This is a genomic window from Sphingomonas sp. NFR04, assembly GCF_900114095.1.
Classification (GTDB): domain Bacteria; phylum Pseudomonadota; class Alphaproteobacteria; order Sphingomonadales; family Sphingomonadaceae; genus Sphingomonas.
Genome location: NZ_FORV01000006.1, coordinates 150335 through 164358 on the forward strand (window position 1 = coordinate 150335; position 14024 = coordinate 164358).

The 14024-nt window shown below is 68.3% G+C and carries 11 protein-coding genes and 1 tRNA gene; 9 read left to right on the plus strand and 3 right to left on the minus strand.

Annotated elements, in window-relative coordinates:
• Positions 1–78 precede the first annotated feature (78 nt).
• From BM009_RS17125 to BM009_RS17135, 3 genes are all read left to right on the plus strand, one after another.
• Positions 79–1734: a tetratricopeptide repeat-containing sulfotransferase family protein gene (locus tag BM009_RS17125; protein WP_175488093.1), complete on the plus strand. Its 1656-nt coding sequence runs from the start codon at positions 79–81 to the stop codon at positions 1732–1734.
• 138 nt (positions 1735–1872) lie between these two features.
• Entirely contained in the window at positions 1873–4428 is a 2556-nt protein-coding gene (locus BM009_RS17130; protein ID WP_093298050.1) for a TonB-dependent receptor, read from the plus strand.
• Positions 4429–5295: a metallophosphoesterase gene (locus tag BM009_RS17135; protein WP_254772337.1), complete on the plus strand. Its 867-nt coding sequence runs from the start codon at positions 4429–4431 to the stop codon at positions 5293–5295. It begins immediately after the preceding gene.
• A gap of 17 nt (positions 5296–5312) precedes the next feature.
• Here the strand turns inward: BM009_RS17135 and BM009_RS17140 are convergent, their stop codons facing one another.
• Positions 5313–6821, minus strand: a complete 1509-nt coding sequence (locus BM009_RS17140; RefSeq protein ID WP_093298052.1) for a DEAD/DEAH box helicase — start codon at positions 6819–6821, stop codon at positions 5313–5315.
• A gap of 83 nt (positions 6822–6904) precedes the next feature.
• Entirely contained in the window at positions 6905–7354 is a 450-nt protein-coding gene (locus BM009_RS17145) for a hypothetical protein (RefSeq protein ID WP_093298053.1), read from the minus strand.
• A gap of 75 nt (positions 7355–7429) precedes the next feature.
• On the opposite strand from BM009_RS17145, the gene BM009_RS17150 reads away from it, so the two are divergent.
• Both BM009_RS17150 and BM009_RS17155 read left to right on the plus strand, forming a co-directional pair.
• Positions 7430–8878 carry an FAD-binding oxidoreductase gene (locus tag BM009_RS17150; protein WP_093298054.1) on the plus strand — a complete coding sequence of 483 codons (1449 nt, stop codon included), beginning with the start codon at positions 7430–7432 and terminating at the stop codon, positions 8876–8878.
• 53 nt (positions 8879–8931) lie between these two features.
• Positions 8932–9705, plus strand: coding sequence for a SapC family protein (locus BM009_RS17155; RefSeq protein ID WP_093298056.1), 774 nt, complete (start codon positions 8932–8934; stop codon positions 9703–9705).
• A 362-nt stretch (positions 9706–10067) separates the two neighbouring features.
• On the opposite strand, the gene BM009_RS17160 is transcribed toward BM009_RS17155, so the two are convergent.
• Entirely contained in the window at positions 10068–10913 is an 846-nt protein-coding gene (locus BM009_RS17160; RefSeq protein ID WP_093298057.1) for an N-formylglutamate amidohydrolase, read from the minus strand.
• 112 nt (positions 10914–11025) lie between these two features.
• On the opposite strand from BM009_RS17160, the gene cpdR reads away from it, so the two are divergent.
• From cpdR to BM009_RS17180, 4 genes are all read left to right on the plus strand, one after another.
• On the plus strand, positions 11026–11400 hold the full coding sequence (gene cpdR / locus BM009_RS17165) for a cell cycle two-component system response regulator CpdR (protein ID WP_093298212.1): 375 nt from the start codon (positions 11026–11028) through the stop codon (positions 11398–11400).
• A gap of 55 nt (positions 11401–11455) precedes the next feature.
• Positions 11456–11530: transfer RNA gene (locus tag BM009_RS17170), tRNA-Val, on the plus strand.
• 368 nt (positions 11531–11898) lie between these two features.
• Positions 11899–13056, plus strand: a complete 1158-nt coding sequence (locus BM009_RS17175; protein WP_254772338.1) for a glycosyltransferase — start codon at positions 11899–11901, stop codon at positions 13054–13056.
• Positions 13053–13967 (plus strand): hypothetical protein, encoded by a 915-nt coding sequence (locus BM009_RS17180; RefSeq protein ID WP_093298059.1) that lies wholly within the window; start codon positions 13053–13055, stop codon positions 13965–13967. Before BM009_RS17175 ends, BM009_RS17180 begins: the two co-directional genes overlap by 4 nt.
• Positions 13968–14024: the final 57 nt, after the last annotated feature.

Genomic DNA, 14024 nt, shown 5'->3' on the forward strand with positions numbered 1-14024 from the left:
GAAAGAACCGCACCATCAGCGTCAATGGATCCCCGCCTCCGCGGGGATGACGGTCGGGTGCTGTGGGGGCCGTTTGGCATGACCGGCGCCGCTGCAGAACGAGGCGCGGTCGGCCGGCGTCCGCCAGCGCCGCCGCAAAGCTGGATCGCGACGGCGGGCCGCTACCCGCCGCGGCTGATCGAGGCGGCGCTGGCGCTGCACGACAACCAGCTGCACCTCGCCGAGCCGCTGCTGCGTGCGCATCTGAAGGACGATCCGTTTGACGTCGCCGCGATCCGCATGTTCGCCGAACTCGCCGGGCGGATCGGGCGCTATCGCGATGCCGAGTCGCTGCTGCGCCGCGCGGTCGAGCTGGCGCCGGGCTTCACTCCGGCGCGCGCCAACCTCGCGCTGGTGCTGTACCGGCTCAACCGGCCGGTCGACGCGCTGGCCGAGCTAGACCGGGTCCTCGCCGACGAGCCGGACAATCCGACCCATACCAACCTCCAGGCGGCGGCGAACGCGCGCCTGGGCGACTTCGACGCGGCGATCAGCCTGTACGAACGCGTGCTCGACCAGGCACCGAACCAGCCGCGGGTGTGGATGAGCTACGGCCATATGCTCAAGACGGTCGGGCGCCAGGCCGATGCGGTCGCCGCCTATCGCCGGTCCATCGCGCTGCTGCCGGCGCTGGGCGAGGCGTGGTGGAGCCTCGCCAACCTCAAGACCGTGCGCTTCGACGAGGCCGATCTCGCCGCGATGGAAGCCGCGCTGGCGGGCGACCAGCTTGCCGAGGAGGACCGCTTCCACCTCGATTTCGCACTGGGCAAGGCACTGGAGGAGCGGGGACAGACTGCCCCCGCCTTTGCGCATTACGCCGCCGGCAATGCGCTGCGTCGCAAGTCGCTCCGCTATGCGGCCGAGGACACGACCCGGCTGGTCGACGCGCACATCGCGCACCTGACCCCAGCGCTGCTGGCGACTCGCGAAGGGCAGGGGTACCCCGCGCCCGACCCGATCTTCATCCTCGGCATGCCGCGCGCCGGATCGACGCTGGTCGAGCAGATCCTGTCGAGCCACAGCCTGGTCGAAGGCACCGCCGAACTCGCCGACCTGCCGGTGCTCGCGCGCGAGATCGCCGGCTATCCCGCCGGCCTGGCGGACCTCTCGGGCGAACAGCTCCGGGCAATCGGCGAGGCCTATCTCCGCCGCACCCGCATCCAGCGCCGCACCGATCGCCCCTTCTTCATCGACAAGCTGCCCAACAACTGGGCGCATGTGCCGCTGATCCTGCTGGCGCTGCCCAATGCGCGGATCATCGACGCGCGGCGCCACCCGCTCGGCTGCTGCTTCTCCAACTTCAAGCAGCATTTCGCGCGCGGCCAGGGCTTCAGCTACGCGCTGGACGACATGGGGCGCTATTATGCCGATTATGTGCGGCTGATGGCGCATGTCGACGCGGTCGCGCCGGGCCGCGTGCACCGGGTCTTCTACGAGGCGATGGTCGAGGATACCGAGGCGCAGGTTCGCGCGCTGCTCGCCGCCTGCGGGCTGGAGTTCGAGCCGGCCTGCCTCGCCTTCTACGAGACGGAGCGGGCCGTGCGCACCGCCAGCTCCGAGCAGGTGCGCCGTCCGATCTTCCGCGACGGCGTGGAGGGCTGGAAGCCGTTCGAACCCTGGCTCGATCCGCTGAAGGCTGCGTTGGGCGCGGTGCTGACGGCATATCCCGAGGTACCGCCATTCGCCGCGGCGTGAGCTATGGTGCTTCCGGTTCGTTGCTGAATTGTCACACCAGATGAACAATCCTTGCGTCTTGCGGTCACGCCGCAGTCGCGTCGCTTGACCAGAAGATCGTTGCGCAAGACGCTGCAACGCAACAATCGGGGGTTTTCCATGCCGCTCAATCGGTGCGTCGTTCGTTCGCTGCTGCTCGCTTCCACCATGCTCGCCGCCGCGCCGGCGCTGGCCCAGCAACAGGCCGACGCGCCGCCGCCGACCACCGACTCGAACGACATCGTCGTCACCGCGCAGAAGCGCAGCGAGAGCCTGCAGAACGTCCCCCTCAGCATCCAGGCGCTGAGCACGCAGAAGCTGGACGAGCTCAACGTCAGCAACTTCACCGATTACGTCCAGCAGTTGCCCTCAGTCTCGTTCCAGGCGCTGGGCGGCACGCCGGGCACCAATGTCGTCTATATGCGCGGCGTCGCCTCGGGCGGCGACGGCAACCATTCGGGTTCGCTGCCCTCGGTGGGCGTTTATCTCGACGAGCAGCCGGTCACCACGATTGGCGGCAATCTCGACGTGCATGTCTACGACATCGCCCGGATCGAGAGCCTGTCGGGGCCGCAGGGCACGCTCTACGGCGCCTCGTCGGAAGCGGGCACGATCCGCATCATCACCAACCAGCCGGACCACAAGGGTACCTATGGCCGCGTCGACGGCGAGGTGAACACGGTCAACAAGGGCGGCGTCGGCGGCAAGCTCGAAGGCATGCTCAACCTGCCGATCAACGACATGGCGGCGCTGCGGCTGGTCGGCTTCTACCAGCATGACGCGGGCTATATCGACAATGTCGCCGGCTGCCGCAGCTACCTGCCCGAGCCGACCGGCACCGCCTGCACCGCCACCAAGGGCGGGGTGGTCGTCGACAACAAGGCCTTCGTGAAGAAGGACTATAACGATACCGACCTGTGGGGTGGCCGCGCCGCGCTGAAGGTGGACCTGGACGAGAACTGGACGGTCACGCCCGCCGCCATCTACCAGGAAACGCGCAGCCACGGCGCCTATGGCTATGACCCCAAGGTAGGCGACCTGCAGGTCCAGCACTTCTTCCCCGAATATCGCCGCGACCGCTTCATCCAGGCGGCGCTGACGATCGAAGGCAAGCTGGGCAATTGGGACCTGACCTATGCCAGCGCCTATCTCGACCGGCGCGACACCCAGTCGAGCGACTATACCGATTATGCCGAAGCCTATGACTCGCTCTATTCCTCGGTCGGCGGCCTGGCGGGCTATTTCTACTTCTCGGACAATGCCGGCAATCCGATCGACCCGCGCCAGCGGATCGTCGCGACCGATCACTTCAAGAAGCTGAGCCAGGAACTGCGGGTCGCCTCGCCGTCGAGCGAGCGGCTGCGGCTCGTGGCGGGGCTGTTCTACCAGCGCCAGTCGAACGACATCCATCAGGATTATCGGGTGACCGGCCTCGCCGACGACCTGTCGGTCAACGGCCATCCGGGTACGCTGTGGCTCACCCAGCAGCACCGCGTCGACCGCGACTATGCCGCGTTCGGCGAGGTCAGCTACGACCTGACCGACAAGCTGACGGCCACGGCGGGCGGCCGCGCCTTCATCTACGACAACACGCTGATCGGCTTTTTCGGCTTCGGCCGCAATCCGGCCGATGGCTTCAGCGCGACGCCCTATAACGGCGCGGGCAGCTCGCGCACCGGCGTGGCGCAGTGCTTCACCAGCGACGGCACGCGCCTGCGCGACGCGGTAGCGGCGGGTGGATCGACGACGCTGTTGCCGGCGGCGGTGGCTGGCGGGCCTTGCACCAACCTTGCGGTCTATGCGCGCGGTGCGGGCCTGGTGCCCGTGCGGGCGCAGGGGCAGGGGGCGACCTATCGCTTCAACCTCAGCTGGAAGCCGGTGCAGGGCATCCTGCTCTACGGCACCGTCTCGCGCGGCTTCCGCCCGGGCGGCATCAACCGCCGCGTCGACGTGGCGCCCTATCAGGCCGATTACCTCACCAATTACGAGCTTGGCGCCAAGACGACGTGGCTCGACGGGGCGCTGCGGCTGAACGCGGCGGTGTATCAGCAGGATTGGAACAAGTTCCAATTCTCCTTCCTGGGCGCGAACAGCTTCACCGAGATCCACAACGGCCCCAATGCGCGGATCCGCGGCGTGGAGGCGGATGCGGCCTTTACCCGCGGCGGCCTCTCTCTGACCGCGGCGGGCAGCTATACCGACGCCAAGACGACGAAGAATCTGTGCCTGTTCGACGACCCCAGCTTCACCTGTGCCGGGCCGGACAACCTGGTGTCGGCGCCCAAGGGAACGCGGCTGCCGATCACCCCGCAGGTCAAGCTGAGCGGCAGCGCGCGCTACACGGTGCCGGTGGGAAGCGCGAAGGGCTATGGCCAGGCGACGGTGTCGCACCAGAGCTCGGCCGCGTCCGACATCCGTACGGCGATCCTCCAGACCGGGACCGGTGCGATCGTCAGCCCGGCCGAGCAGCTCGGGCGGCTCGAGGCGTTCACCACCGTCGGTCTTGCCGCGGGCATGACCTTCGAGCGGTTCAACATCGAGCTGTTCGTCAGCAACGTCGCCGACGAGCGCGGCCAGCTGTCGCGCTTCCAGGAATGCGGCTCGTGCGGGCAGCGGACCTATATCGTGCCGATCGCACCGCGCACCATCGGGATACGCGCGGGGGCGAAGTTCTAGGTGACGCGCCGACGCCGGGTGGTGGGCGCGGCCGCGCTGCTGCTGGCGGGACTGGCCGGGCTTGCCGCCGCGATGGGGTTTCGCGAGGCGTGGGCCGACCCCGTGATGCGCACGCTGGACGTTCGCGTGCAGGGCTGGCCGACGGAGGGCGCACCGGTGCGGATGGCGCTGCTTTCGGACATCCATCTGGGCGGCGGGGCGATGGACGATGCCCGGCTGCGGTGGATCGTCGCGCAGGTGAATGCCGTACGGCCTGACCTGGTGCTGATCGCTGGCGACATGATCGTCGGCCATGATGCGAGCGGTGCTGCCCCGCGGGCGGCCGGGCTGCAGGTGCCGCTGTCGGGTCTCCGGGCGCGCCTGGGTGTCGTCGCGGTGCTGGGCAACCACGATCACTGGACGGCCCCGGCCGCGATCCGCCAGGCGCTGGAGGGCGCGGGGGTGCACGTGCTGACGAACACGGCATTGCGCGCGGGGGCGGTGGCGATCGTCGGCGTGGACGATGCCTATTCCGGCCACGATGATGCGGCAGCGGCGATTGCGGCATGGCGGCGGGTCGGCGGCGTTCCGATACTGCTCACCCATGCGCCGGACCTGGTGCATCGCTTGCCGCGCGAGCTGACGCTGGTGCTGGCAGGGCATACCCATTGCGGCCAGGTGGTGCTGCCCGGCTGGGGGCCGTTGTTGCTGCACGCTCCGCAGGAGCATTGGCGACGGCTCTACGACCCGCAGCTGCGTTGCGGGATTGTCCACCAGGATGGGCGCACGATCGTGGTTACGGCGGGCGTAGGCAGCGGCACGATGCCGATCCGCCTGGGCGCGCCGCCGGACTGGTGGTTGGTCACGTTGCACGGGCGGGGCGGCTGAACCGCACCCGCGCCGGTTCAGGCGTCGATCGTGTAGTTGAGGAAGTCCGGGATCGGGCCGTTCCAGCCGTCGTCGGGGCCGTCATCCTGGTCGCGGCGGCGACGGCGGTCGTCGCGGGCCGGACGCTCGTCGCGGACCGGGCGCTCGGCGCGGGCTGGGCGCTCCTCGCGGACGGGACGCTCGTCACGGGCCGGGCGCTCCTCGCGCTGCTGACGGGCGCGGCTTTCCTCGCGCGGTGCGGGCGCTGCAGCGGCTTCCTCGCGCGCCGGGGCGGCACGACGGGACTTGGGCTTGGCCGGTGCCTCGGCGGCAGCTTCCTCGCGGCGCGGCTCGGCCTTCTTGGTCTCGCGCTTCTTGCCGCGTTCACGCTTGGGCGCGGGCGCATCCTCGCTGCCGTCCGAAGCGACGGGGCTCGGTACGCGCTCGATCTTGTGGCCGGTCAGCTTCTCGATCTCGACGATGTTCTCGGCATCTTCGGGCGTCACCAGCGTATAGGCGATGCCGGTCGCGCCGCCGCGGCCGGTGCGGCCGATGCGGTGGACATAATCGTCGGGATGCCAGGGCGCATCGAAGTTGAAGACGTGGCTCACGCCCTTCACGTCGATGCCGCGCGCGGCGACGTCCGAGGCGACGAGGATGTTGACGTCGCCATTCTTGAACCGGTCCAGCTCGGCGATGCGGGCCGACTGGTCCATGTCGCCGTGGATTTCGGCCGAGCGAAAGCCGTGCTTCTTCAGGCTCTTGTTCAGGTCGCGCACGGTCGTCTTGCGGTTGCAGAAGATGATCGCGTTGGAGACCTCATCCTGCTGCAGCAGGCGGCGCAGCACGTCGCGCTTCACATGCGCGGTGGCCGGCACCTGGACGATGCGCTGGGTGATGTTGATGTTCGCGGTGGCGGGGCGCGCCACTTCGATCGTCTTGGGATCGGTGAGGAAGCGGTCCGCCAGCTTCTTGATCGGCGGCGGCATCGTCGCCGAGAAGAGCAGGGTCTGACGCACCTTGGGCAGCTTGGTGCAGATTTCCTCGATATCGGGGATGAACCCCATGTCGAGCATCCGGTCCGCCTCGTCGATCACCAGCAGGCTGCAGCCGGTGAGCAGGATCTTGCCACGGCCATAGAGGTCCATCAGCCGGCCCGGGGTGGCGATGAGGACGTCGACGCCCTTTTCCAGCGCCTTGACCTGGTCGCCCATCTGCACGCCGCCGATCAGCAGCGCCATCGAGAGCTTGTGGTTGACGCCATACTTCTCGAAATTCTCGGCGACCTGCGCCGCCAGCTCGCGCGTCGGCTCGAGGATCAGCGAGCGCGGCATCAGCGCGCGGGTGCGCCCTTCGCCGAGCACGTCGATCATCGGGAGCACGAAGGCGGCGGTCTTGCCGGTGCCCGTCTGGGCGATGCCGATCAGGTCCTTGCCCATCAGCACCGACGGGATCGCCTGCCGCTGGATCGGCGTCGGCTCGGTATAGCCGGCGTCGGTTACCGCGCGGAGAAGGTCGTCAGAAAGGCCGAGGTCGGCAAAGCTCATGCAAATGTCCGGAAATAGGGCGCGTTGCTATGCACCTTTACAGAAGCCATGGCGCTTGCGGATTCAGCCGCAAAAGTCAAGCTTCACCGTGCGCGAACGAGGTTCTTGAAGGCCTGAACGGGGCAGGTTCTACCCGATCTGGAACGCAGCGCGTCGCGTCCCGCGCAGAATTTGCTGTCCTTGGTCGGCTTCAGATAGGCGCCCGAATAGAAGCCGAGCGCCGGGCATTCGGCGCCGAGCTTGGCGCGGAGCAGCGATCCGTCCTCGAGGATCAGGTCGACGCTGTCGGCGGCGTTGACGGTGAAGCCCTGGATGCGGCCGACCTCGACGCAGCTCTTGGCGTGGCGCTCGACCATCGCCGGGGATTCGCGGACGACGATCGTCGTGGTCGTCACCGTCATGCGCGGTACGTGGATCGAAACATGCTGCTGGAAAGACGGCGCCATGGCGGCATCGACGGCCATGGCCGGCCGCGCCGCGGGGGCGGCGAGCAGCAGCGCAAGGCCGGCAGCGGCGATCGGCAGTTTCAACATGGTGGGATGGGACGGTAGAGCCATGGGCTTGAACGGTGGATGAACTGCCGCACACCATGCTAGTGCGCAACCATCATGACACCCGAGCAGCAGCGCATCAATGCCTTTGCCGCCGAACGCTTCGGCCCCAAGGCGGTCACCACTGATCCGCAGGACATCGAGCCCTGGCTCACCGACTGGCGCCGACGCTACCACGGTGCGGCGCCCGCGATTCTCTCCCCCGCCTCGACCGAGGAAGTCAGCGCGCTGGTGGCGCTTGCCAATGACCTCGGCGTCGCGCTGGTGCCGCAGGGTGGCAATACCGGCATGGTGGGTGGGGCGATTCCTCCGGCGGACGGATCGGCGCTGCTGGTGTCGACGCGCCGGATGAACCGGATCCGGCGCATGGATGCCGATGCCAACCTGGCAGTGGCGGAAGCGGGGGTGATTCTCGGCACCTTCCGCGACGCTGCCGAAGCTGCGGGGCGGCGCTTCCCGCTGGATCTCGGCGCGCGGGGCAGTGCGACGATCGGCGGGCTGGTATCGACCAACGCCGGCGGCGTGCAGGTGCTGCGCTTCGGCACGATGCGCGCGCTGGTCGCCGGCGTCGAGGCGGTGCTGCCCGACGGATCGGTGCATGACGGGCTGTCGGCGCTGAAGAAGGACAATCGCGGCTACGACCTCAACCAGCTGCTGGTCGGGGCCGAGGGGACGCTCGGCATCGTCACCGCCGCGACGCTGCGGCTGGTACCGGCCGCGGCGGCGCGGGCGGTGGCCTGGGTGGGGCTGGAGAGCCCGGCCAGGGCGCTCACCCTGCTGCGCCGGCTGCAGGCGGCGACCGACATGGTCGAAAGCTTCGAGATCATGCCCGACGACACCGTCGCGCTGGTGCTGGAGCATGTGCCGGGCACGCGCCTGCCGCTCTCCGGCACGCATCGCTGGCACGTGCTGATCGAGGCGGTGACCAGCGATCCCACCGCCGAGGCGCCCGCGGCGGTGCTCGAGCGGATGCTCGCCCAAGCCTTCGAGGCGGGACTGGCGCAGGACGCGGTGATCGCCGCGAGCGAAGCGCAGGCCGAGGGTTTCTGGCGCATCCGCCATTCGATTTCCGAGGCCGAGCGTTCGGCCGGGCCGGCGGTCCAGCACGACATTTCGGTGCCGGTCGAGGACATGCCGCGCTTCATGATCGAAGGCGGAGCGGAGGCCGAGGCGCGCTTCCCCGGCACGCATGCGATCGCCTATGGCCATTTAGGCGACGGTAACGTCCATTTCCACGTCCGCGCGCCCAAGGGCGTCGATCGCGACCGCTGGTATGCCGAGGAGGCGCCGCACATCACCCGGCTGGTGCACGACATGGTGGTGGCCGCGGGCGGGTCGATCTCGGCCGAGCATGGCATCGGCCAGATGAAGCGCGACGAACTCGCGCGCTTGTCGACTCCGGCGCGGATGGCGGCGCTGCGCGCGATCAAGGCGGCGCTAGACCCGAAGCTGATTCTCAATCCGGGAAAGCTGGTCGCGCTTGCGCCGACCACCGCCAGCAAATAGACCGCGGGCCGGTTGAAACGCCTTTCGACGAAAAAAGTTCTCAGGAGATCCTCATGGCCAGCGCGCCGCAGCAGTCGCTTCCCTTGTTCTACAATCAGCTCGAACCGCTTTCGAGCCAGGTCCATGCCGATTTCCGTTCGCGTTCGACCGACCGCGCGCCGTTCCTCGCCAACCAGCACGCCGTGCCGGTGACCGTCGAGGAATTCCCGCTGGTGCAGCGCTTCATGCCGATCGTCTTCTCGGTGGGCGAGGATCCCGTGCCGCTGGCGCTGATGGGCCTGAACGAAGGCGTGAACACCTTCTTCGACGCCGAAGGCAAGCTGGTCGACCCGAACTTCTACGTGCCGGCCTATATCCGCCGCTACCCGTTCCTGCTCGCGCGCCTGCGCCCGGAGAGCGACGAGCTGTCGCTGTGCTTCGATCCGACCTCGGACGTGATCGGCAAGTTCGAGGAGGGCGAGGCCCTGTTCGAAAATGGCGAGCCGAGCGAGATCACCAAGAACATCCTGCAGTTCAACGAGCAGTTCGAGACGGCCGGCGCCCGCACCAGCCAGTTCATGCGCGAGCTGAAGGACATGAACCTACTGATCGACGGCGAAGTCTCGATTCAGCCGGACGGCGCCGCGCAGCCTTTCATCTATCGCGGCTTCATGATGGTCGACGAGAACAAGCTGAACGAGATGCGCGGCGACCAGCTGCGCAAGATCGTCCAGAACGGCATGCTGCCGCTGATCTACGCCCACCTCTTCTCGCTGGCGCAGATGCGCGAGCTGTTCGCCCGCCAGATGCGCTCGGGCTGGCAGCCCGAGGTCCAGCTGGTCGGCTGATCCTATTTAAGCCCCTCCCCTTTAGGGGAAGGGGTTCGGGGTGGGGCAGAGTCTCACAGAGACCAACAGGCATTCTGGAATCCCTCCACCCCCAAACCCCTCCTCCAAGGAGGAGGGGCTTAAGATTTGTCCGCGACCGTCGGGCATCTCCAGCCGCCCCGCGGCCACAAAAACATCCCCGCCGTTTAATCGAAGAACTTCTGCGATGAGTTGCCTTGAACTCGATCGCCCGCGCTCTATATCTTGTAGGTACGGCTCGTGTCCCCCCTTTCGCGATGCCGTGCGACGCGCCTTCGGGCGTGTCTCCTCCCTGAACCTTGGCCACCTCGTGGGTAACCACGGGGTGGTTTTTTATGGGCGTTTCACTCGGCGGCGAGGGCGCCGGGCAGGGTTTCGTCGGCGAGCGCGTCGATGATCGCGCGGAGGAGTGCCGTTACCGCTTCGGCCCCCGGGCCCAGCGCATCCAGCGCCGCGTCCAGATAGAGCGACCGATCGATTTCGAGCTGCAGCGCATGCACCCCGCGCCGCGGATCGCCGTGCCGCTCGAGGATGTGCCCGCCGGCATAGGGCGTGTTGGCGGCGACCGCGATGCCGTGCTGCCGCGCCACCGCCACCACCCGCGTCCCGAAACGCGCAGCGGCGGCCCGGCCGAAGCGATCGCCGATCACCAGCCGCGGTGCGCTCTCGGGCGACCCCAGCGGCGGCATCGAATGGATGTCGAGCAGCAGCGCGATGCCGAACCGCGCCCGCGCCGCCGCCAGCGCCTCGCCGAGCGCAAGATGATAGGGACGATGGTCGGCAAGGATGCGGGCCGTCACGTCCTCGGCAGCGAAGCGCCCGCGCCAGAGCTGGCCGAGCGTGCCCACGCGCCGCGGCACCAGTCCCAGCCCGCTGCGCACCTTGGCCGAGAGCGGCCGGCCGATCAGATGCGCGCCGTCGTCGATCTGGGGGTCGCGTTCATGCTCGGCGCGGTTGAGGTCGATCCAGGCGCGGGCACGGGTGGCGACGAACAGCGTCTCGTCGCGCCGTGCGCCCAGCGCCAGCGAGTCGACATGGCGGTCCTCCAGGGCGCGCAGCACGGTGGGGGAGACGCGCAGCGCCGCGAGCAGCGACTCCGGATAGTCGCGCCCGCCATGCGGGGCGGAGAGCACCACGGGGCTTCCCGGCAGAGCCGGGCCATGGCGATCGAAGCTGGCGGCGCTAGTCACCCTGCCAGCCTAGGCCCGGGCGCTCGCGTGGGCAAATCATACGGTGCGGCGGCTGGAAAATCTTAAGGTCTTGCCGCATAAGGACCGAGCGGTTGGTACCGATGGGGTGAAGATGATCCGGATTCTGCTGGCCGAGGACGACCGCGTGATGCGCGAATACCTCTCCCGTGCGCTTGAGCGTTCGGGCTATGCGGTCAGCGCTGTCGATCGCGGGACGGCGGCGGTGCCGCTGCTCGAGGCCGAGCGATTCGACCTGCTGCTCACCGACATCGTGATGCCCGAGATGGACGGGATCGAGCTCGCCCAGCGCGCGGCGGAGATTGCGCCGGAGATGCGAGTGATGTTCATCACCGGCTTCGCCGCGGTGACGCTGCGCGCCGGCAAGCAGGTGCCGCAGGCCCGCGTGCTCTCCAAGCCGTTCCACCTGCGCGACCTGGTGCTGGAGGTCGACCGGATGTTCGAATCGGAGAATGTGGGGCTGAATTGAAATTAGCGCTTGCGCGGGGGGCTGACCCTCGCTAGAGGCGCGCTTCCCGAGTTTCGGGCGCGTAGCTCAGTGGTAGAGCACTGTGTTGACATCGCAGGGGTCGCAAGTTCAATCCTTGCCGCGCCCACCATCAAAGACCCCGCTAAGCCACCGGCTTGGCGGGGTTTTTGCTTTACGGGCAGGGCGCATTCGTACCTCGGTGCAGCATGGCGATCTGTGGCGGCCGGGACGCGCGGAGCCTGATTGCGCTTGCGGCTTGGCGTGGCAGCCTTTCCGGCGTATCGATCTCACGCCGCACGCGGCACCCGAAAAAGATTTTCAGTCGGTGGTGCGGATCCCGCGCATCGGCGTCGTCATGACGATGTGGATTGTTGTCGCTGAACTTGCCGCGGGATGACGCGGAGACTTCGGAGCATGCGGGGTGCTCCTTAGTGTCCGGGTCGAATAGAAGCTGGCAAGTTGGCGGGACGATCGCAATGATGGCAAGGGGATCCGCGATTGTCGCCACATAGTAGCAGCGGACGAATCCGCGTTCTCACCTTCCTGCACAGCTTCGCGCCGGGCGGCGTGGAGCGCGTGGCACTGCGGCTGGTTCGCCACTGGCGCGCCATGGGGGTGGACGCGCCGCTGTTCCTCGGCCGCGAGGATGGGGCGATGCGCGGCGAGTTTGCCGATATCGGCCATGAAATCCCGCGCCAGCCCCGCACCCATCAGGGCGGCTGGGAAACGCTGTGGATGATCCTCACGCTGCCCGCCGCGATTCGCCGGCTGCGGCCCGACGTGCTGTTCGTCGCCGGGTCCACCTACACGATCGTTGCCGTGGCGATGACGCTGCTGCTTGGGCGGCGCTGCCCGCCGATCGTCGTCAAGGTCAGCAACGATCTCGCGCGGCGCGACCTTAACCCGGTCGGGCGTTTCTTCTGGCGGCTGTGGCTGCGGATCCAGGCGCGATGCGCGCGCAGCTGGGTGGTGATGGACGAGGCGATGCTGCCCGAACTGCCGCCGGTGATGGCGCAGCGCGGCCATGTCGTCCACGATCCGGCGATCTGCGCCACGCAGCTGCTTCCCCAGCGCGCCGCGCCCCCCGCCGGGCCGCGCCGCTTCGTCGCGATCGGCCGGTTGGTGCCGCAAAAGCATTTTGCGCTGATGCTGCGCGCCTTCGCGCGCGCGGTGCAGCCGGGCGAGACGCTGACGATCTTCGGCGACGGCGCCGAACGCGCCGCGCTGGAGGCGCTGGCCGCGTCGCTCGGTATCGCCGATCGCGTGCGCTTTGCCGGCCATGTCGCGGACGCGCCCGCGCACCTGCACGGCTATGACGTGCTCCTGATGTCCTCGCGCTACGAAGGCGTGCCGGCGGTGGTGATCGAAGCGCTGGCCGCGGGCCTCGCCGTCGTCTCCACCGATTGCGGTGCCGGCCTGCGCAGCCTGCTCGGCCAAGGCCGGTTCGGCACGATCGTGCCGCAGAACGAGGCGCTGCTCGCCGAGGCGATCCGTACCGCGTCCTGCGCCGCGCCCGATCGGCCGGCGCTGCTCGCCTCGCTGCGGCGTTTCACCATCGAGCGTTCGGCACAGGATTATTTGGCGCTGTTCGTCGCGGCGGCGGAAGCGCGCGCCGCCCGCCGGCCGATGCCGAGGGAGCAAGAGGTTCCTGCATGAAATCCCCCGTGCAGGCGGTACGTGCCGCCTATGCATCGCTTTCCACGACGACGCGGGAGCGGCTGCTCGCGATCATCGGCCTCGCGTTCTCGGCAATCATCCTGGCCGCAGTATTCTGGCAGCTTGATGGGCTCGACTTCACCGTGCTCACCCAGACGCCCACCAACCCGCTGTTCTGGCTGTGCTTCGTCGCGACCTATGTGCTGTCGCCGTTCATGGACTGGCTGATCCTGCGCCGCATCTGGGGCCTGGGCGCCGCCGCTTTTCCGGCGCTGCTGCGCAAACAGGCCGCGAACGAAGTGGTGCTCGGCTATTCGGGCGATGCGCAGCTCTATGTCTGGGCGCGGCGGACGCTCGGTCCCGAAGGGCGGCCGTTCGAGACGCTGCGCGACGTGGCGGTCACCTCGGCGCTGGCGGGCAACCTCGTCACGCTCGCGATGCTGGTGCTCAACGCGCCGATCGTCCAGGGGCTGGCCCAGGGCACGCTGTTCACCACGCTGCTGATCTCTACCGCGACGATCGTGCTGTCGTCGCTGGCTATCTTTCTCTTCCGGCGCTTCGTCTTCGCGCTGCCGCCGCGGCAGCTGGCGGTGACGATCGGAATCCACACCGCCCGCATCCTGCTCAGCCTGGTGCTTACTGCGCTGCTGTGGAAGCTGCTGCTGCCCTCAATATCGGTGGCGGCGCTGTTCCTGGTGGGGACGCTGCGGATGATGATGTCGCGTCTGCCCTTCGTCCCCGCGCGCGAGGCGCTGCTTGCGCCGCTGATCGTCGCGCTGCTCGGCGACTCCGCTGGGCTGGCCGGCGCGGTGCTGTTTGTCGCGACGCTGATGCTGGCGACGCATGTCGTGGTCGGCGGCGTCTCTGCGCTCGCGGACTTCGTCGCGCGACCCCGCGCGCGTCTGGCCTGAGGGCCGAGGCGAAAAAAGCCTCTGGCATATGCCGGACGCTGCCGCCATCAGCCGCCC